At 40.6% G+C, this 18,179-nt stretch carries 20 protein-coding genes, 1 pseudogene and 1 riboswitch; of the genes and pseudogenes, 4 read left to right on the forward strand and 17 right to left on the reverse strand.

Translation table 11 applies throughout. From position 1 onward, the window contains the following. Positions 1-80: 80 nt before the first annotated feature. The 16 genes from eutM to I6N95_RS07485 form a co-directional block, all read right to left on the reverse strand. The gene (gene eutM / locus I6N95_RS07410) at positions 81-365 is read right to left on the reverse strand and encodes an ethanolamine utilization microcompartment protein EutM (protein ID WP_209526272.1); all 285 of its coding nucleotides are present in this window, start codon (positions 363-365) and stop codon (positions 81-83) included. A 53-nt stretch (positions 366-418) separates the two neighbouring features. Then, positions 419-1,894 carry an acetaldehyde dehydrogenase (acetylating) gene (locus tag I6N95_RS07415; RefSeq protein WP_209526692.1) on the reverse strand — a complete coding sequence of 492 codons (1,476 nt, stop codon included), beginning with the start codon at positions 1,892-1,894 and terminating at the stop codon, positions 419-421. A gap of 18 nt (positions 1,895-1,912) precedes the next feature. Then, a complete protein-coding gene (locus tag I6N95_RS27385; protein ID WP_347340537.1) occupies positions 1,913-2,356 on the reverse strand; it encodes a BMC domain-containing protein in 444 nt (147 codons plus the stop codon). Positions 2,357-2,387: 31 nt separating this feature from the next. After that, a complete protein-coding gene (gene eutL, locus I6N95_RS07425; RefSeq protein ID WP_209526273.1) occupies positions 2,388-3,044 on the reverse strand; it encodes an ethanolamine utilization microcompartment protein EutL in 657 nt (218 codons plus the stop codon). Positions 3,045-3,253: 209 nt separating this feature from the next. Further along, entirely contained in the window at positions 3,254-4,165 is a 912-nt protein-coding gene (eutC, locus tag I6N95_RS07430; protein ID WP_209526277.1) for an ethanolamine ammonia-lyase subunit EutC, read from the reverse strand. Positions 4,166-4,186: 21 nt separating this feature from the next. Continuing rightward, positions 4,187-5,551 (reverse strand): ethanolamine ammonia-lyase subunit EutB, encoded by a 1,365-nt coding sequence (locus I6N95_RS07435; protein ID WP_209526279.1) that lies wholly within the window; start codon positions 5,549-5,551, stop codon positions 4,187-4,189. A gap of 52 nt (positions 5,552-5,603) precedes the next feature. Then, the gene (gene eutA, locus I6N95_RS07440; protein WP_209526281.1) at positions 5,604-7,037 is read right to left on the reverse strand and encodes an ethanolamine ammonia-lyase reactivating factor EutA; all 1,434 of its coding nucleotides are present in this window, start codon (positions 7,035-7,037) and stop codon (positions 5,604-5,606) included. Between the two features lie 130 nt (positions 7,038-7,167). After that, positions 7,168-8,589 carry a sensor histidine kinase gene (locus I6N95_RS07445; RefSeq protein ID WP_209526283.1) on the reverse strand — a complete coding sequence of 474 codons (1,422 nt, stop codon included), beginning with the start codon at positions 8,587-8,589 and terminating at the stop codon, positions 7,168-7,170. After that, a complete protein-coding gene (locus I6N95_RS07450) occupies positions 8,582-9,154 on the reverse strand; it encodes an ANTAR domain-containing response regulator (protein WP_209526285.1) in 573 nt (190 codons plus the stop codon). The genes I6N95_RS07445 and I6N95_RS07450 overlap by 8 nt, the downstream gene beginning before the upstream one ends. A gap of 44 nt (positions 9,155-9,198) precedes the next feature. After that, complete coding sequence (gene eutS / locus I6N95_RS07455; RefSeq protein ID WP_209526287.1) at positions 9,199-9,540, reverse strand: ethanolamine utilization microcompartment protein EutS; 342 nt, start codon at positions 9,538-9,540, stop codon at positions 9,199-9,201. Between the two features lie 55 nt (positions 9,541-9,595). Next, positions 9,596-10,708, reverse strand: coding sequence for a 1-propanol dehydrogenase PduQ (locus tag I6N95_RS07460; RefSeq protein WP_209526289.1), 1,113 nt, complete (start codon positions 10,706-10,708; stop codon positions 9,596-9,598). Between the two features lie 307 nt (positions 10,709-11,015). Continuing rightward, positions 11,016-11,159: riboswitch (adenosylcobalamin (AdoCbl) riboswitch) on the reverse strand. Between the two features lie 113 nt (positions 11,160-11,272). Then, complete coding sequence (locus I6N95_RS07465; protein WP_209526292.1) at positions 11,273-11,830, reverse strand: cob(I)yrinic acid a,c-diamide adenosyltransferase; 558 nt, start codon at positions 11,828-11,830, stop codon at positions 11,273-11,275. Further along, on the reverse strand, positions 11,827-12,267 hold the full coding sequence (locus I6N95_RS07470; RefSeq protein ID WP_430727529.1) for a EutP/PduV family microcompartment system protein: 441 nt from the start codon (positions 12,265-12,267) through the stop codon (positions 11,827-11,829). The genes I6N95_RS07465 and I6N95_RS07470 overlap by 4 nt, the downstream gene beginning before the upstream one ends. A gap of 33 nt (positions 12,268-12,300) precedes the next feature. Then, positions 12,301-12,645 (reverse strand): BMC domain-containing protein, encoded by a 345-nt coding sequence (locus I6N95_RS07475; RefSeq protein ID WP_209526296.1) that lies wholly within the window; start codon positions 12,643-12,645, stop codon positions 12,301-12,303. Next, positions 12,624-13,463: a homocysteine S-methyltransferase family protein gene (locus tag I6N95_RS07480; RefSeq protein ID WP_209526298.1), complete on the reverse strand. Its 840-nt coding sequence runs from the start codon at positions 13,461-13,463 to the stop codon at positions 12,624-12,626. Before I6N95_RS07480 ends, I6N95_RS07475 begins: the two co-directional genes overlap by 22 nt. A gap of 10 nt (positions 13,464-13,473) precedes the next feature. After that, complete coding sequence (locus tag I6N95_RS07485; RefSeq protein WP_209526300.1) at positions 13,474-14,580, reverse strand: oxidoreductase; 1,107 nt, start codon at positions 14,578-14,580, stop codon at positions 13,474-13,476. Between the two features lie 359 nt (positions 14,581-14,939). On the opposite strand from I6N95_RS07485, the gene I6N95_RS07490 reads away from it, so the two are divergent. From I6N95_RS07490 to I6N95_RS07505, 4 genes are all read left to right on the forward strand, one after another. After that, positions 14,940-16,292, forward strand: coding sequence for a 4Fe-4S dicluster domain-containing protein (locus I6N95_RS07490; RefSeq protein ID WP_209526302.1), 1,353 nt, complete (start codon positions 14,940-14,942; stop codon positions 16,290-16,292). Continuing rightward, on the forward strand, positions 16,293-16,850 hold the full coding sequence (locus I6N95_RS07495) for a BMC domain-containing protein (protein ID WP_209526304.1): 558 nt from the start codon (positions 16,293-16,295) through the stop codon (positions 16,848-16,850). Positions 16,851-16,943: 93 nt separating this feature from the next. Beyond that, the gene (locus I6N95_RS07500; protein WP_209526307.1) at positions 16,944-17,363 is read left to right on the forward strand and encodes a DUF4430 domain-containing protein; all 420 of its coding nucleotides are present in this window, start codon (positions 16,944-16,946) and stop codon (positions 17,361-17,363) included. After that, on the forward strand, positions 17,350-17,889 hold the full coding sequence (locus I6N95_RS07505; RefSeq protein ID WP_209526309.1) for an ECF transporter S component: 540 nt from the start codon (positions 17,350-17,352) through the stop codon (positions 17,887-17,889). Before I6N95_RS07500 ends, I6N95_RS07505 begins: the two co-directional genes overlap by 14 nt. Positions 17,890-17,971: 82 nt before the next feature. Here the strand turns inward: I6N95_RS07505 and I6N95_RS07510 are convergent. Continuing rightward, a pseudogene (locus tag I6N95_RS07510) lies at positions 17,972-18,163 on the reverse strand (BMC domain-containing protein); the annotation flags it as partial. Between the last annotated feature and the right edge of the window lie 16 nt (positions 18,164-18,179).

Genomic DNA, 18,179 nt, shown 5'->3' on the forward strand with positions numbered 1-18,179 from the left:
TCACTGCCACATCTTCACCCGCTTTTTTAGTAGTGTAAGGGTACCACAGATGATACCCTTACACCATATGACGTCCAAATTTATTTGTCTGTCATTTTTGGTAAAATTTCGTCAACTTCTGAGTGAGGACGCGGAATAACGTGAACAGATAATAAATCTCCTACCCGTTCTGCGGCAGCCGCACCAGCATCTGTTGCGGCTTTAACGGCACCGACATCTCCCCGTACCATCACGGTTACTAAACCGCCACCGACTTGTTCCTTACCGATTAATGTAACATTAGCAGCCTTAACCATAGCATCTGCTGCCTCAATTGCTGCTACTAACCCTTTAGTTTCAATCATTCCTAATGCATTTGCGTTCATAATATTGTTCCTCCTAATAGTGTTTGTATTTATGTTTTATTGCTATTAAACCCTTACGACATTTTTGCTAAGACCGCTTCTACAATTTGTGAGACTAAGTCGTCACTTGGCTCTTGACTTGGATTAGAGTCCGTAGACTCCACCAAATGACTATCTACTCCCCTTAAATCTTCTAATTCTCTGACACCATAAGCCACTCGACGAATATTAAATAGGTTTTCTGGTCCAATATTGTCTGACGTTGAACTACCACCAACAGCCCCACAGCCTAAGGTTAAAGCAGGCATTAAATTCGTTGAAGCGCCAATGCCACCTAGTGCACCGCCCGTATTAACTAACAAGCGAGAGACCGGTTTTTTTAACCCAAATTCTTTAACCACATGTTGATCTTCAGTGTGAATGATCATTGTGTGACCTGCACCTTCATGATTTAAAATATCAATGCTCAAGTGACATGCCTCTTCCCAATCTTTTGTGGTATAAAGGGCCAAAATTGGCGCTAACTTTTCGCGTGAATAAGGTATTTTAGCCCCCACCCGTTCTTCCTCAGCAATTAAGACACGAATCCCTTTGGGAATTTTCAAACCTGTCAGTTCAGCGATAGCTTGAACGGATTTGCCGACAATTTGTGGATTCATCGAACCATTCGCGCGCATGATGAACTTTTCCAAAATAATGGCTTCTTCTTTAGATAAAAAGTAGGCGCCACTCTTCTTGAATTCTCGCATCACTTTTTCTTTGCTAACTTCTTCGACAATTACTGATTGCTCCGATGCACAAATAGTGCCATTATCAAAAGTTTTGGAATCCATGATGTGCTTAACCGCTAGGGGAATATTTGCCGTCCGTTCAATAAAAGCTGGTCCATTTCCTGGTCCAACACCAATGGCGGGAGTTCCTGAAGAATAAGCCGCCTTAACCATAGCGGTACCACCAGTTGCTAAAATCAGATTCGTTGAACGGTGTTTCATTAACTCACCTGTGCCCTGAATAGTGGGTGTCTGCATGACACTAATTGCCCCAGCTGGGCATCCTGCCGCAATAGCGGCTTCTTTTAATACCTTAACAGTTTCCACAATACACTGTAGGGCATTCGGATGAGGCGAAATAACGATACTATTTCCTGCCTTAATTGCAATCAACACTTTGTATATAACTGTTGAAGTTGGATTTGTCGAAGGAATAAGTCCAGCCACAATTCCCACTGGTACTGCCACATCAAAAATTTTGTTCATAGGGTCCTCAGAAATTACTCCCACTGTTTTCATCCCTTTAATGGTTTCCCATACGGCCTGTGCAGCAAAGGAATTTTTTACCACTTTATCCTGCCAAATCCCAAACCCTGTTTCATCACGAGCCATTTTAGCTAGTTTAATCCGCTGCTCATAAGCAGCATCAGACATAGCTTTGCAAATAGCATCAATTTGTTCTTGAGAAAATGTTGCCAATTGTTTTTGCGCAAGCTCCGCTTCTGCTAAAAGATCTCTAACTTCCTGAATTGAAAGTAAATCTTTATCTGCCAATGTCACCAAGTTATTAGCCCTCCTTTATGTTTTTTTCTTTGATGAATCTGCCTTTTTCGTCGATGGTTTCTTTTCGATTGGTTTCTTCAACTGATCTTCTTTTGCCGTTACTGCTTCATTAAGTTTATCATCAGAAACCACTTCTTTAAGTTCTGTTGGTTTAAGACCCTCAGCCATCGTCTTTTTCTGATGAATACTGTCTACAACCATTTGCGATGCCTCAGTTGACAAACGAGGAATGACATGGCTTGAAAGAAGACAATTTAACTCACGAGCTGCGGCACTACCAGCTTCCACAGCAACCTTAACAGCTGCAACATCCCCAGAAAATTGAATGGTTGTTAACCCTCCACGAATTTTTTCGGCATTGATCAATTTGACATCTGCTGTTTTTAAGGCTGCATCTGAAGCGGCAATCGCACCTAAAAAACCCTTTACCTCAATTAATCCCAATGCTTGAATTTCCACTCTTGTGGCCCCCTTTCTTTACGAGGTCATTTTAATACATTTTTGGATTAGCAGCTACCATTGCAACAGCTTGAGCAAAGGCGTCACAGGCGGCCTTACAAGCCGACTGACTCCCCGTTAGCAACCCACCGCCAAAGTTTGTTTCAGAAGGAGGGCCGTAAAAGGCCGCGACACTCACATCTGCTGCTTTAACTGCGGCATCCAAGCCATACATTGCTTCTAACGGTGGGGCAATCAAATAGGCCAGCGCCTCCCCTTCTGCAATGCCTGCTTCCTTTGACAGGTGAGTCCCTGTTCGCGAGATTAAATGAGCATAGTATGGAACACTGTTGTCCTCATTTGCACTTACAAATCCAGGGCTATTTTCAATTTCATAGACCACAACATCTAAACCACTTTTTACCTCTGCTGGTGTTGGTCCAGCAATTATGCCAATTACTTCCCCTGCTAATTTCGTATTGGCATTGTCAGCTCCAGCATACATACTGCGCGCATAAACCACATCAACTGCTGCCTTTTTAGTCGCTTCATCCAACGCTACATACGTGACATCATCACAATCTGACGTGACCAAGCCGATACTTCGATGTTTTTGAGGATCAAGATTTAAGGCTTTAGCCATACCGGCATCCACATTAGCAATAATCTTGGCACTCAGGACCGTTGCCCCTAATGAATCATTTATCATTTACATTTCCTCCTTAATTTCTGCTGTTCCAACCTTCAACTCTCAACACTTTAGCGTTAAAAATTTGCTGAAATCGAAGAGTCAACTAGTGTTAATTACTACCATCATTCTCATTGATGGTTTTAGAGCTAAATAAAGGATCGTCAGCTAACCATAGAAGACTGCTTAAAAAATCTTTTAACACTAGTTCACCATGCTTGACAACTAGCTTACTCAGATTCTTTTAAAGCAATACCAGATTTTTTCTTATCCACAATATTTTTAATCACTTCTGCAATGTAGGCTCCCGCTTCAACAGCTGGTGTTCCACCTTTCTGAATATTGGAAATTACCGTTCGATTAGCTTCCGGCATGCCACTAGTTGGTTTATAAGCCAAGTAAGCACTCATCGATTCAGCCGTCACTAATCCAGGACGTTCTCCAATCAACATGCAAACACAGTCAGCTTCTGTTAGCTCGCCAATTTCATCCATTGCCCCAACACGGGAATATTTCACGAATATTGTGTGATCAAACTCCAAATTAAACATCTTTAACCCTTGTTTAATCGCTGGTAGTACATCTCTAATATTTGCTTCAATTGCAGCAGAGCTTAAGCCATCCCCCACAACAATCTGAACTTTCGCCCCATGAGTTGTGTTTTCTTTGATTAATTTACGAGTCTCTTCATCAAATTGGCGACCTAAATCTGGACGAGTGACATACTCATCTTTATCCTGACATTTAGTTTGAACTGCAACAAATCCCATTTCCTCAATTAAGTCATCCGAGACATCCGAAAAGACCGCATCTTGAGCCGCTGCATGATCTGCTCTAAACCGAAGCATGGACTGAGTTTTATAGCGGGGACCAGCTCGCCATAAACCAAGTCTTGCTGGCGTATAAGATTTCATTCGCAAATACCCTTCTTCATCATGCGCATTTGGCACTAAAAATTGCTTTTTAATATCAACCTCAGTAATATCAGGGATGTACCCATCTTCAATTTGACAACTGACAGCCTCAGCAGAGATAACCTCCTGTTCTTTTGTGGCAACAGCTTCATTTGAACTTTTTTCATGACCAGTCATTTCTGCTAAGACGGTCTCTATGATTGCTTTCAAGCTTTTTTCATCTACCATTTTAACGTTATACCTCCTTTACTATTTTAAGAAAATTGATGCATCACCAGCAATTTCAGTCAGACGGCCGTTTTCCATAATTCCCATTTTTTCCAACCACTTTTCAAACTCACTCGTCGGACGTTTGTTTAACATGTGTCTTAAGGTAGCCGTTTCATGATACCCAGTCGTTTGATAGTTCAACATAATATCATCAGCATGGGGGATGCCCATAACAAAGTTAACATTAGCTAAAGCTAATAGCGACGCCAAATTCTCAGCATCATTTTGATCAGCTTTCATGTGATTGGTATAGCAGACGTCGACACCCATCGAAATTCCGGACAACTTGCCCATGAAATGATCTTCTAAGCCAGCTCGGATAACTTGTTTTGAATCATAGAGATATTCAGGTCCAATAAACCCAACTACCGTGTTAACCATAAAAGGGTCATAGCGTTTAGCAAAGCCATAACAGCGAGCTTCCATGGTCACTTGATCCGTATCAAAATGTGCATCTGACGATAATTCTGATCCTTGACCCGTCTCAAAATACATCACATTTGGCCCGACTACAGCGCCTGTTTCTAAAGCCAAAGCTTTCGCTTCCGCTATATCATTTCCAGTAAATCCAAATGCCGTGTTTCCTTTTTCTGAACCGGCAATCGACTGAAACACCAAACCCGTTGGGGTGCCTTTTTTCATTGCCTCAATTTGGGTTTTTACGTGGGCTAACACACAGGTTTGAGTTGGAATGTCCCACTCCGATTTAAATTCATCAAATTTATTCAGAATACGCATCACACTTTCCGTCGAATCATCCACTGGATTTAACCCAATAACGGCATCGCCAATCCCAAAAGATAAACCCTCCATCACAGAAGCCATAATGCCATCAATGTTATCTGTTGTGTGGTTAGGTTGTAAGCGGCAAGATAAACGACCAACTTCACCAATTGTCGTATTGGCAGTTTTTATCACGATGATCTTTTGAGCCGCGTAAATTAAGTCCATATTAGACATTAACTTAGTCACAGCGGCGACCATTTCAGCCGTTAGTCCTCGACCAATCTGTTTAATATCATAATCAGTTGTTTTAAAATCAAGAATATACTCTCGTAATTCTTCAACGGTCCAGCGTTTAATCTTGTCATAAGCTCGCTTATTAACATCATCAATAATAATCCGTGTTACCTCGTCAGTTTCGTAGGGAACCATCGGATTATTAAATAAATCCTGAAGCTGAAGCTGGGCTAACACCACTTTAGCAGCTACCCTCTCTTCTGCAGAGCGCGCAGCAACGCCAGCCAATGTGTCGCCAGATTTCACTTCGTTCGCTTTGGCTAATACTTCCTTTACTGACTTAAATTCATACATCGTACCAAAGAGTTTTGTCTTTAAAATCATCGTCAATATTCCTCCTTCTATCCATCATTCATTTGAAATTTAGTCGTTCTGTTTAGTTAAATATTAAGGTCTTAACGACCACTGGCAAAACACTGCCACCTGCAACTGGTTTGCCAATATCAATATAATCACCATTCTCCATTCTGACACTGTCAATACAAACAAAGGGATAGCCTGTTGGCAATAAGCTATGTAAACATTGGCCAAGTGATTTAGCCATATCCTGCTGAACACTGATGACCAGTGGTTCATTATGATTAATCATAGCGGCTAACCCTTCAACAATCCCACCAGCATAATCAAGAACCCGTTGAAATGTCGGATTTTTCTCCCCTTCAATGGCAAGTGCGACCCCTTGAAAATCATTTTCAAGCTGGTACCACTGCAATTTTTTTAAAATAGCTACTGCCAATTCTTGACGATCACCTTTCTCATCTTGAGGGGTTAATTTTAAAACCGGCAAATTTTTAATTGGCAATACTTCTTCACGATAAGTGATGGTACTGCCACTAATTTCTGCGGTATGTGAACCTGCCCCTACAACCGTTGCTCTAATTGTTTCCAAAGATTTAATAACCGGTATTTCCTTTACGAGACGAGAGTGAGCGATAGCCGTTCCTAACAATAAGCCAATATCACCATACCTGAAAGGATCATTAGGCAATTTTTCGACAAGACAATCTGCCACACCACCTGAAAAAGAAATCGCCTTAATGTCTCGCTTGGATTCAATCCCTTTGTTGGTGATAATCTGACGATAATAGGGACTTTCAACTCCGATTCCCACACTATTTTCAAGTAATGTGACCATAAACGTAACAATCGGCATCAATTGCGCCACTGTCGCCAGCTGCCCGACCGTTATTGAAAGGGATTCGTCTTTAATGATTTCAGCTATTTTAGGAGCTATATAAGTGATCTTCTGGGTCTGTGGATCCACCCGAATTAAACGCCCCCCAATGTCTAAACAACCTGTATCAAAGACTTCATCGTCGTAAAACAATGCCAAATTTGTCGTCCCACCCCCAATATCCAAATTGACAACCGATGTATGATGCTCCTTTGAATACCTTTGAGCACCTGCTCCTCTACCAGCAATAATACTTTCCAAATCTGGTCCAGCTGTTGCCACAACAAAATCTCCCGCGAAGCCGCTCAAGGCTTGTAAGACATTGCTGGAATTTTCTTTTCTGGCTGTTTCACCTGTGATGATGACCGCTCCAATTTGAATTTCTTCTTTATCGATACCTGCTTGCTGATACTGTTGGCCGACAAATAATTTGATTGCTTCAACGTCAATTAAATTATTGGCAAGAATCGGGGTGAAGATAATCTCACTTTTAAACACCACCTGTTTGTCCGTAATGGTAATTCTTGGAATCGTAAATGCTGATGCCATATTTTGAATATAGAGTTTCGATATAATCATCTGTGTCGTTGATGTTCCCAAATCGATTCCCACACTCAAAACAGTTTCTTCAGACATTTAGTAACCTCCTCTCCCTAATCTTGATTCAAATAAAAAGACACTTAAAATGCATCTGCTAGTGATAACAGATTTCTTTTAAGCGTCTTTGCTCATTGTACAAACAACGTTGTTTGTGGTTATTTAATTATCACTGCTTAAAATAAAAGCGAGTGGTGGTTCCAAAATGATTGGACTTAATATGCAATTTACCTCTCAATTTTTCCTTGACGTAACTGGAAACAATTTTTAATCCCAGACTACTTCGATTGCTTTTTTTTGCATGATAACCTACACCATTATCTTGAATGACAACTGAAATAGTGTCATCATCAATTTTCGTGACTTCAATTTGAATTAAATTTTGCGGATCTTCTTTAGTAAAGCCATGCTCAAAACTATTTTGTAACAACTCATTAACGATCAATGCCAAACTTACAGTCTTGTCGCTGTCTAAAAAAATAGTCTCATCAATGTATTTTTCTAAAGCAATTTGCTTACTTCCTAGAAAAGAACGGTGAACATTATTAATCGTCAAATCCAAGACAGATACGAGTGAAATGTCATCTGCAATCTGTTTAGACAACAGCTCATGGGCAGTAGAAATGGCCAGAATTCTCGTCTCACTTTCTCGAAGTAATTTTTTCACCTCTTCGCTTTCACTGCGCCGGCTTTGAATTCTTAGCAAAGAAACAATACTTTGAAGATTGTTTTTCACTCGATGATGAATCTCTTTAATGGCCACCGATTTAGTGATAATTTCTACTTCCTTATTGTAGATTTCTGTTTTGTCGTGGAGAATCATGCTAAACATTTCGGTGTCATCATCAAAAAAACGACTCATTTTAAAGTGGGTTTCGCCAAAAAAAATCTCTTTTTCAGCAACTTCCTCCCACTTTCCAGCATTTCTCAAATACAATAATTGCTCAAAGGTTGACGTGTCAAGTGATAAATTATCGTAGTGGAACCCATTGATTTTTTCCATATAACCAAAATGATAATAATACGATTCAGCCACTTCATTGTTGATAATTAAATGCCCCTCTTTATCGAATATTAAAATAGCTTCATCTAACTTGTTAATCAAATTTTTATAAAAGGCAATCGGTTGCGTTACAGGACGTTGTGACCCATCCTCTTGATTGGAAAAATAAAATTGTTCACCGATGGTTTCATTGACCGGTGCTTCTATTATCAAGACCCCAATATTTCGCTGATTATTGCGAATGGGAAAGACTTTCTGACGAATCAGTTTGTTCTCTTGCGTCTTTGCTAAGAGACCTTCCGTATTAAGAGACGTTTCAAAGGTTCGATAAACGCCTGGTTCGTTTAAGCGTTTTGCTACTTTCCCAACAACGGTTTCCTGATAAATCGATTCTTTTAATTTAGGACGACGATGATAGACCACGATCGCTTCGTCTGTCACATCAGATAAAATATCAATAAAAACATCTTCATTTTGATACCGAATACTTTTTTCAATATTATTAGCTTCTTTAATAATTTCATCAATATCACTGACATCCAGCTCTGAATACTTTTGACACAATCGGCGAATATCATCTTCAACCATTGGCAATCACAATCATTTCTGCTACATCAATCATTGGACACCGTTTATCCATACTAAGTTTGCGGATTTGCTGATAAGCAGTTTCTTCATTAATAGCATGGGTCGACATTAAAATCCCCTTAGCTTTTTCGATCAATTTACGATTTTCTAACTTCTCAGCTAAACTGTCAACATCTCTTTCCAATTTGCTCACTTCAATCCCTTTAGCAATCGACATCTCGACCATTGGAATAAAAGACTTTTCATCCAATGGCTTAACCAAGTAACCAACTGCGCCGAACTCCATGGCTTTTTTCCGATTCACTTCATCACTATATGCCGTCAGCATCAAAATAGATTTCGCTAGTTTTTCACTCATAATTTTTTTCCCAGCATTTAGCCCATCTAAAAGTGGCATTTGCACATCCATAATCACTAAATCTGGTCGGTGTTTTTTGCACATTTCAATTGCTTCAAAACCATCTGCCGCTTCCCCAACCACATGATAATTAGCCAACTCCAACATATCTCTCAGGTCTACTCTCGTAAGAGGTTCATCATCAACAATGATAATCGTTCCATTCACGATATCCACTCCTTGCCTCTAAATATTTCACTATATTAAAACAACTATGTTTTAGTGACCTCTGTGCTTGAAAACCCTAATATTTCTTTTAAACCATTGATAACTGCGGTTAAAGCTGACTCCACTGACGAAATATCACCAGTGAGTACGACTGAACCACTAAATCGATCGACAAAACCAATTTCAATATCGCCAGCTTTCGCTGCAATGTCGACAGCAATAATTGAAGCTTCGCTAGGGGTAATAGTCAAAATACCGATCGCCCCACTAGCCGCTGCAATGCCCAACTTTTCGTAACTATCTGGTGTTGGATTAGCGATGAGATGAGCTAGCGTAACTTGTTTACCGGGGACATATTCTTGAATTAACCGTTGTTTATCCGTCATCCAACCGCCCTCTTTTCTCTATCTGTTAGCATTATAAGCTCCTCCAAGAACTCTGTCAAAATAAACTCAAGACGATTTTTTTTATTTGCTCAGTACTTGGTTGAACAGGATTTGTTCGGGTTGTTGGGTCCTTTATCGCTTCTTTGGCAATTACTTCTAACACCGGCTTGATCTCTTCACAAGTATATCCCGCCGCGACGAAGCTAGCTGGCATCTCCAACTTTTGCCGCAAATCACTAATCTCATTGATCAGATTTCTAACACCAACTTTCCCTCGAGAATTAGCCCAACCTTGTTTGCGAGCCAATTGAGCGTATTTGTCTAAAGCGCGCTGACTCTCATTGGCATTGAATTGGATGATCGTTGGCAAAAGAACACCGTTTAGTCGGCCATGAGGCATATGTAATTTTCCACCCATCGTGTGAGCCATCCCATGACAAAGACCCAGAGAAGCTTGATTAAAGGCAATCCCTGCGATACAAGAAGCGTAGTGAACCTTTTCGCGGGCCTCCATGTCATCGCCATGTTGATACGCTCGAACAAGATAATTAAAAATCAAGTCGACTGCCTTTTCTGCCAAAGCGTCTGAAAAATCATTCGCCTCAGTGGAGACATAAGCTTCCAAAGCGTGGGTTAATACGTCCATGCCAGTATCTGCAGTAACTTTCGGCGGAACAGTTTTAACTAAGCGTCCATCTAAAATCGCCTTATCTGGTTGCAACAACTCATCGACAAGCGGGTATTTTAACCCTGCTTGCGGGTTTGTTATGACTGCGAAATTTGTGACTTCCGATCCAGTACCACTTGTAGTTGGAATAACAATTAATAATAATTCTGAAATAATCGCCAGTTTTATACCAAAGTATTTGATGGCTTTGGCCGCATCAATAGCTGAACCTCCGCCGAAAGCAATCATCATCGTTGGTTTAAACTCGGCTAAAGTCGCAACACCACTTACCACATTATCGATGGTTGGATCAGGCACAATATCGGTGAACACGTCATACTTATTCGTATCGTTAATAGAACGAGTGACGTATTCAATTAAGTTTGATTCCACCATATAAGCATCTGTCACTATGCAAATTCGTTGATTTGAATAACCTTTTAAACAATCCAATGCATCGTCACCGATAAAAATATGAGTGTTAAAATTTAACTGCTTCATCTCTCCACCTCCAAAAAATACAAAAAGCTACCTAAAAAGACCAAAATCGACCTTTTAGGTAGCGTCATTGCCAACTAAAACTTAAAAATTCAAATAAAAAAAGGCAAGGGAAGCACACCGTTGTGCTAAGACTTACAACGAGTAAGTCAATCCTTTTGCCTATAGTCTATAACACCTCTATGTGCATGAAACGCCGTTGTCATTAGAGACAACTAGCCCATGATAAATTAATCCCTTTGATTAAATCTGTCAGTCGGCACATGTTACAAAACAATAGGCAAATCTTCGACTAGCCAAATAAGCGCTAGTCATACCTTCTGTTCTACCACGAAACAGTAAGTACCACGTTAAAAATAGAAAGACCTGACTTAAAGCATAAGCTTATCACAGTGGCGGGACCGCGTTGGAATTACACCAAACTTCCATCTATAAAAAACGTTAGACAATCTTTATCACATGTTTATATTAGCATAACAAAAAATAGAATACAACAGCAAAAGAACTATTTTCACAAAAAAAATCAGCGCTTTCAAAAATAGTTACTATCGTGAATGCCCCCTTTTTTTAGTTATAAAAAACTTGGCTGTTGCGGCGATAACTGATATCAGGACGTCCTTCACGAAAATTCACCAAACGGGCTGCCGCAAAAAAATAATCTGACAAACGATTTAAAAATGTCAGCACATCAGCATTAATTTCCTCTTCCAAGCTGGTGGCAACCACATAGCGTTCGGCTCGTCGGGCAATCGTTCGGGCAACATGAAGCTGACTGGCAATGGGATCTCCGCCAGGTAAAATAAATTCTTGAATGTCTGGTGGTGAGGCTAAATATTTGTCAATACAGCTCTCTAGCCACAATGTTGGTTCTTCATTCGTTCGAAATCCTTTAGAGCTATTAGGTGTTGCTAGATCAGTCCCACAATCAAAGAGTATTTGCTGAATTTCGAGCAAATCTTTTTTAATATCAGGACTGCTTTTCATCTGGCTGATAATCACCCCAATATGAGAATTTAACTCATCTGTTGTACCATAGGCTACAACACGGTTTGCACATTTTTTTACTTTTTCACCCCCGATGATACTCGTGTCACCCTTATCACCAGTTTTGGTATATATCTTCATTCTCCATCCTCCTTTTCCTCAGCTAAAAATGCCAATAACTCAGCTACCCCTTGATTAGTAGTCGCTGATACTTGAAAAATTTGTCTGGCCCCGGCCGCTTTTAAACTAGTTATGGCCTTTGCGATCTCATCTGTCGAGGTTGCTAAATCAATTTTAGTAACAATCCCAATACTATGCTTAGAAAACATCGTCGTAAAGCCAGGGGGAAACGTGGCAAAATTTTCCTTAACACTCTGTAATAAACCAATTACATCAACCTCTACTGATGTTACCTGAAGGGCACTGTAATAGTGTCTCCTTTGAGTAAACTCTCCCGGCGTGTCAATAATATCAACACTGTGCTCAATCGCTTGCGTTTTTTGGTAAACGATATCTGTTCCATTAAGTCGCTGAGTCAACGTGGTTTTACCGGTTCCGACTGCTCCTACTAACATCATTTTCTTCACCATTTCACCTACTACCTTCACTAGTTATGAGCGAGTTATTTTTACTCCTCTTATCTTTAACAATGAATCTAAAGTTTCAATAACGGCCGAAATACCAGCTTCCACAGCCATCACATCGCCTGCCATCACGACTGCCCCACTAAAACGATCCATAAACGCAATCTGAACAGCCGCCGTCTTAGTAGCGATATCAGAGGCCACAATTGCCGCTTCACTAGGCGTAATCGTTAAGATTCCCAAGGCCTGATGCTGAAACTCCAACAAGCCAATTTTTTCATAAACTTTCTGATCGGGATTGGCAATAATATGAGCAATGGTCACCTGTCTTCCAGGCACTGATTCTTGAATTACCCGTTGTTTATTTTCCAAATGTCATCCCCTCTTTTCCTTATTTCTTGAATTGTTTTTGGTGAGGTTCCACAACAACCACCTATGATAACTGAATCAAGTTGATACAGTGGCTCGAGCAATTCACTAAATCTTTGATCGGAAACTGGAAAGCGCCAACCCTCTTCGCTTTGTTTAGGAATCCCAGCATTTCCTTGAACTATCAGCGGTAAATCTATCTGGCTTCTTAGTTTCATCGCCAATGCTATTACGTCTGATGACAGGGTCATACAGTTTAAGCCAATGCCATCAACTTTAAGTTGGCGAAGTTCTTCGATCACACATTCGAAGGATTCACCAGCGAATGTTCGACCATCTGGTTGTAAGCTTAGACTGACAAACAAAGGCACTTTGATTGGACTGAGCAACTCGGCAACAGCAGCCAACTCTTTTAGATCGTAATATGTTTCCAACAGCAATAAATCGACCATGTGGGTTTCAGCTAATCGCCCGATGTCACTAAATCTTTTCAGGAGGAGGTCAGATTGTTTTTCCGTACACTGGGCCAAACCAGCTGGTCCAATACTTAAAGCGATGAAAGCTGGCTTAACCAATCGCGCTAACTCAATGCCGCGTTCCACAATCTGACGATAATTATTTAATGTCACTGCCCGAAAAGTATTCGTCGTCAAAATATCCGCTCCCCCGTTAAGGTAAGCTTGGTGAAGCCCTCTCACTAAGTCTGGTTGCCTTTCATTCGCTAAGTCTAAAGGTACTAGGCTACAATGTTTTTGAAGCTGCGTGCCAATCGCCCCTTCACAAAGTAAATTTCTTTGTTGAAGTTCTGTTAATATCCTCATGTCCACTCTCCTAACGATACAAGTACCAATCGGTTGATTCTTTGACACTCTTCCACAATCGTCGCGGAATTCTCAATAATTGACGGTCACTCCCAGACATGTTCAAAACTGGGAGTTGCACCTCTTGCCCCTGAATAATTTGATCAGCCCACTTAGGTAGTAACACAAAAGGCCGACAAGCCGATACCAGTTGACAATTCTCTAGTGCCGACTCAATATCATCAGGTTGAAGTAAGTTTCCACAACCGATCAGGGGGACTTTGGGAGACATGACCTTCAACAGTCGCAACACTTGATACGGATGATTCTCAACCATCACTGTCTGTAGAATATCATGACTTGTCACATGAATATAGTCTAATGGATAATCATTTAAGGCTTGAATAATCAGCAGACTTTCGCGAAAACTTTGTTGACGAACGGAAACAACTGACGAGGTGTTGTCTTCCAGTGAGAGTCTCACACCTAAAGCAAAAGGTTTTTTAGCCAAACGATCGATAACCTTTAATCCCCGTTGAATAATCTCCGTTAAAAAGCGCAAACGATTGTTAAGCACTCCTCCCCAACGGTCAGTTCGCTGATTCCAACTACTCATTAGAAATTGCTGAGGTAAGTAAGAATTTGAGGCATGAATTTCCACACCATCAAACCCTGCTAAAATACTGCGTTCAATTCCCTTTTCGTAATCCAGCACTATTTGCTCAATCTCTTTTTCTCCCAATTCAGTATAGGCCACATTCCCTAAATTAGCAGACGCTTGACTGACACAAAAATATTGTGGCTGTCTGACAAAATGTGTCATCGCGCCGCCGTGGTAAATTTGAAGAAAGGCTTTTGTGCCATTCTTTTGGATGATCTTCGCCAACTGGCTAAGATGAGAAATGTGAGACTTATGGCTCACACTCAGCCCGTGTTCGTAAGCTTTTCCTACTAAGGAAACATAGGCAGAAGCTACCACTATCCCGCCGACACCTCCTGTTCGTTCAGCAAAAAAAGCCAGCTCTCCCTGCGAAGCACGTCCAGTTATATCAGAATCCAAAGTGGAAATCGGGGCAAACAATAAGCGGTTTTTCAACACCACCCCAGAGGGTAATACGATAGTTGAATTAACAGTCATCTTCCTCTCCTTTCTATAATTTTCCGTTGGTCACAAAAAAACGACACAAAAAAGAACAGATTCTTTTTGCATCGTTGCATGGTTGGTTTATTCTCACCTCATTGTGAGTGTCATCTCAAGGTTATCATAGCAAATCTAAGGAGATCAGTCAAAGGCTAAATTCATTTCACAAATTTTAAATACCAATTTTGTGCTATTTAAAACTGCTTAGCAGCCCTCTTTAGCTGGATCATTTAACTATTTTGGCTTCTTAAAAAATGAAATCCACTGCTAATTATCATTGATTTCTAAAATGTTAGAGCTTACAATAGAACTGACAATGACGTCTACACTAAAAAATTGAAGATGTAGGTGATAACATGTTACTCGAAAAAATTCATAACTCGGGAATTGTTGGCGCTGGAGGCGCAGGTTTTCCCACAGCAAAAAAACTTAAGGCTAAAGCAGAGTACCTTATTATTAATGCGGCAGAATGTGAACCCTTACTTAAAACGGATCACTATGTCATGAAGCATTTTGCTGAAAAATGTATTCAAGCCATCACAGAAGTTGGCAAAACAGTTGAAGCCGAACAAATAGTGATCGTAACAAAAGAGCATTACAAAGAAGAAATTGCCTCTTTAACGAAAGCTATCGCAAAGTTTAGTGCTCCTATTCAGCTTCACACCATGGGAAATTTTTACCCTGCTGGTGATGAACAAATTATGGTCTTTGAAGTCACAGGGAGAACCGTCCCCCCAGGAGGCATCCCTTTGCAAGTTGGTTGTGTCGTCTCAAACATCACTACCATGCTAAATGTTTACCATGCCCTGACAGAAGATCAACCTTTAACCGAAAAATTGTTGACCGTTACGGGCGCTGTCAATCAGCCGACGATGTTGTCAGTTCCTATTGGCACGCCTTTTGCGACCTGTTTAGAATTAGCAGGCGGGACCCCTCTCAAACAATTTATCTTTTTAAACGGTGGCCCAATGATGGGCAAAATTGGCAACCATCTTAATTTTAGCGATCAAGTCGTCACAAAAACAACCTCTGGGATCATCATTCTTGAGGAACGGGAATACTTATATAAACTTCACGAACGTCAAATGATTCAGATTATCAATCAGGCAAAGTCTTCTTGTATTCAGTGTACCCTTTGTACCGATTTATGTCCTCGTTACCAAATCGGGCACCCATTGCGGCCACATCAAGTTATGAGACATTTGTCAATGACTGATGTTCCAGCAGATATTGACGATGATCCAGTCTGGAAACAAGCCGTTCTTTGTTGTGAATGTGGCATTTGCGAAGTCATCGCTTGTCCGATGTCTCTGTCGCCTAGACAGGTTAATATTTATGTGAAACAGCGGTTAGCCGAAAAAGGCATTAAGTATGTTTATGATGGTGCTGAGCTTGTCCCTCAGGAGATGCGTGAGTATCAAAAAACACCGCCCAAAAATATTTTACTAAAGATGGGCTTAGAAAAATACGCTGACATCGATTTGACGGAACTAGTTTCATATGAAACCGAAGAAGTCTTCATTCCTTTGAAAATGCACATTGGGGCACCATGTCAACCGATTGTCCAAAAAGGCGACCACGTCGAAAAGGGACAACTCATTGCAACCATTGAGGGTGACACCTTAGGGGCTCCCATTCATGCCAGTATCAGTGGTAAAATTGTGGCAGTTGGTGACCAATTGATTCAAATTAGAAAGGATGTGGCGTAAATGACGGAGATTGACACACTGGGCTTCTTAGAATTAAATAGTATTGCTAAAGGAATTGAGGCCGTTGACTTTATGTTAAAAGCGGCAGATTGCCAGCTCATTTCAGCCAAGGCCAGCTGTCCTGGCAAGTACTATATCTTAATCTCTGGCAAAGTTGATTCAATTGACCGATCAATTAGTGAAGGCGCTAGAATTGGTGGGATGCATGTCGTTGGAAAACTGGTAATCCCTAGAATAAATCCGCAAGTTATTCGTGCGATCAACATGACTCACATTCCTGATGATACCAGAGCGGTTGGTGCGATTGAGTACTACTCAGCAGCAGGCTCAATTATTGCAGCCGATTATGCTGTAAAGGCAGCTGATGTTGAGTTAATTAGTTTGCAGTTGGCAACTGGAATTGCTGGCAAATCATTTGTTGTGCTGACAGGTGATGTCGATTCAGTTCGAGCTGCCGTGGAAGCTGGAATCGAAGGCGCTAAAGAAGAAGCGATGATTATTAATCATATTGTCTTACCAAATCCACGAAAAGAATTGATTAACAGCTTGGTATTTTAAAATCATGGCGATGGACTTCACAAGTCCAACAAATTAGTATAAAATAACATAGGCTATAATAAACTAGGCCTATAACCTATCAGGAGGAAAAAAATGAAAAATAGAAAAAGCATTGTTCTAGTCAGTTTATCGTTAATCTTGAGTTTACTTATCATGGGTGGTTGCGCAACCAAAGAAAATGGAACAGATGCTACTAAAGAATCAAGCTCCACAGCTGAAACAATCAAAAAAGAAGAAATTGAAGTCAGTGTTTCCTTGATTAAAGACGATGAAGAACTCAGTCAGAAAACCATTACCATTGCCAAAGAAACTAACTTAATGGAGGCACTTCAGGATAATTTCGACGTTGTTGAAGAAGGTGGCATGATCACCTCGATTGAAGGTGTTGAACAAAGTACTGCTGACAACTTATTTTGGACCTATACAATCAATGATGAAATGGTCAATACCGGAGCAAAAGACACTAAGCTTAACGATGGGGACAAGGTAGTGTTTACCTATGCAAAATTCTAATAAAAACGCAAAAATAACATCTGTTTTTTCTGTCAAGGAAATTGCGAACCTGTCACTGATGGTTGCTGCTTGTGTAGTTGGACGTTTATTATTTCAATTTATTCCAAATGTACAACCAATGACCACGATTTTGCTGATAATGACCATTTACCGTGGTCTTCGTCAAGGATTAGTCGTCAGTTTGTTGTCAGTCATCATCACTAATCTCTATTTAGGCATGGGCGTTTGGACAGTCGCACAACTGTTCAGCTACGCCATTATCATGTGTTTAGTTGGTCTCTTAGCCAAATGGCCCTTATTTAAGCGGAATTTATTATTGCAAACGGCTTTTAGTTTCTTGGCTGGCTTTTTATACGGCTTCATCATCAGCCTTGTCAGCTATAAAATGTATGGCATGACGGCTTTTTGGCCTTATTATATCCAAGGTTTGTCTTTTGATTTGCTACATGCTGTCGGCAATCTTGGCTTCTATATCATGCTAGCACCCCTCTTTAGGCGCTTATTGGACAAGTTCGACCCACAATAATAGTTCACACTCAAAGAAGTACCTGATGGCGGAATACACACCATCAGGTACTTCTTTGAATTAGGTCAAGCACTCCATAAACTCAAGTTCGAGTTACCTCCACACCGGTAAAGCCTAAGATGGTGACTAACCCCGTTATCACCGCCTTTAAGGCAGACTCAACCGCCCCCACCTTACCAGTAATAACCACAGAACCACTAAATCGATCCAAAAAGCCAATCTCAATATTGGCAGATTTCGAGGCAATATCAACGGCAATAATCGCTGCTTCACTGGAAAACCCACTAACT

Source organism: Vagococcus allomyrinae, from assembly GCF_017829975.1.
Taxonomy (GTDB): Bacteria; Bacillota; Bacilli; order Lactobacillales; family Vagococcaceae; genus Vagococcus_D; species Vagococcus_D allomyrinae.

Bases quoted from the DNA above. Each gene is read 5' to 3' on its own strand.
- I6N95_RS07505 (WP_209526309.1), top strand. From the start codon at position 17,350: ATGCAAAATTCTAATAAAAACGCAAAAATAACATCTGTTTTTTCTGTC.
- I6N95_RS07445 (WP_209526283.1), bottom strand. From the start codon at position 8,589: ATGGTTGAAGATGATATTCGCCGATTGTGTCAAAAGTATTCAGAGCTG.
- I6N95_RS07485 (WP_209526300.1), bottom strand. From the start codon at position 14,580: ATGACTGTTAATTCAACTATCGTATTACCCTCTGGGGTGGTGTTGAAA.
- I6N95_RS07490 (WP_209526302.1), top strand. From the start codon at position 14,940: ATGTTACTCGAAAAAATTCATAACTCGGGAATTGTTGGCGCTGGAGGC.
- I6N95_RS07465 (WP_209526292.1), bottom strand. From the start codon at position 11,830: ATGAAGATATATACCAAAACTGGTGATAAGGGTGACACGAGTATCATC.
- I6N95_RS07460 (WP_209526289.1), bottom strand. From the start codon at position 10,708: ATGAAGCAGTTAAATTTTAACACTCATATTTTTATCGGTGACGATGCA.
- eutC (WP_209526277.1), bottom strand. From the start codon at position 4,165: ATGGTAGATGAAAAAAGCTTGAAAGCAATCATAGAGACCGTCTTAGCA.
- I6N95_RS07470 (WP_430727529.1), bottom strand. From the start codon at position 12,267: ATGATGTTAGTAGGAGCAGTCGGAACCGGTAAAACCACGTTGACTCAG.
- eutA (WP_209526281.1), bottom strand. From the start codon at position 7,037: ATGTCTGAAGAAACTGTTTTGAGTGTGGGAATCGATTTGGGAACATCA.
- I6N95_RS07500 (WP_209526307.1), top strand. From the start codon at position 16,944: ATGAAAAATAGAAAAAGCATTGTTCTAGTCAGTTTATCGTTAATCTTG.
- I6N95_RS07435 (WP_209526279.1), bottom strand. From the start codon at position 5,551: ATGATTTTAAAGACAAAACTCTTTGGTACGATGTATGAATTTAAGTCA.
- I6N95_RS07495 (WP_209526304.1), top strand. From the start codon at position 16,293: ATGACGGAGATTGACACACTGGGCTTCTTAGAATTAAATAGTATTGCT.
- eutS (WP_209526287.1), bottom strand. From the start codon at position 9,540: ATGACGGATAAACAACGGTTAATTCAAGAATATGTCCCCGGTAAACAA.
- eutL (WP_209526273.1), bottom strand. From the start codon at position 3,044: ATGATAAATGATTCATTAGGGGCAACGGTCCTGAGTGCCAAGATTATT.
- I6N95_RS07480 (WP_209526298.1), bottom strand. From the start codon at position 13,463: ATGAGGATATTAACAGAACTTCAACAAAGAAATTTACTTTGTGAAGGG.
- eutM (WP_209526272.1), bottom strand. From the start codon at position 365: ATGAACGCAAATGCATTAGGAATGATTGAAACTAAAGGGTTAGTAGCA.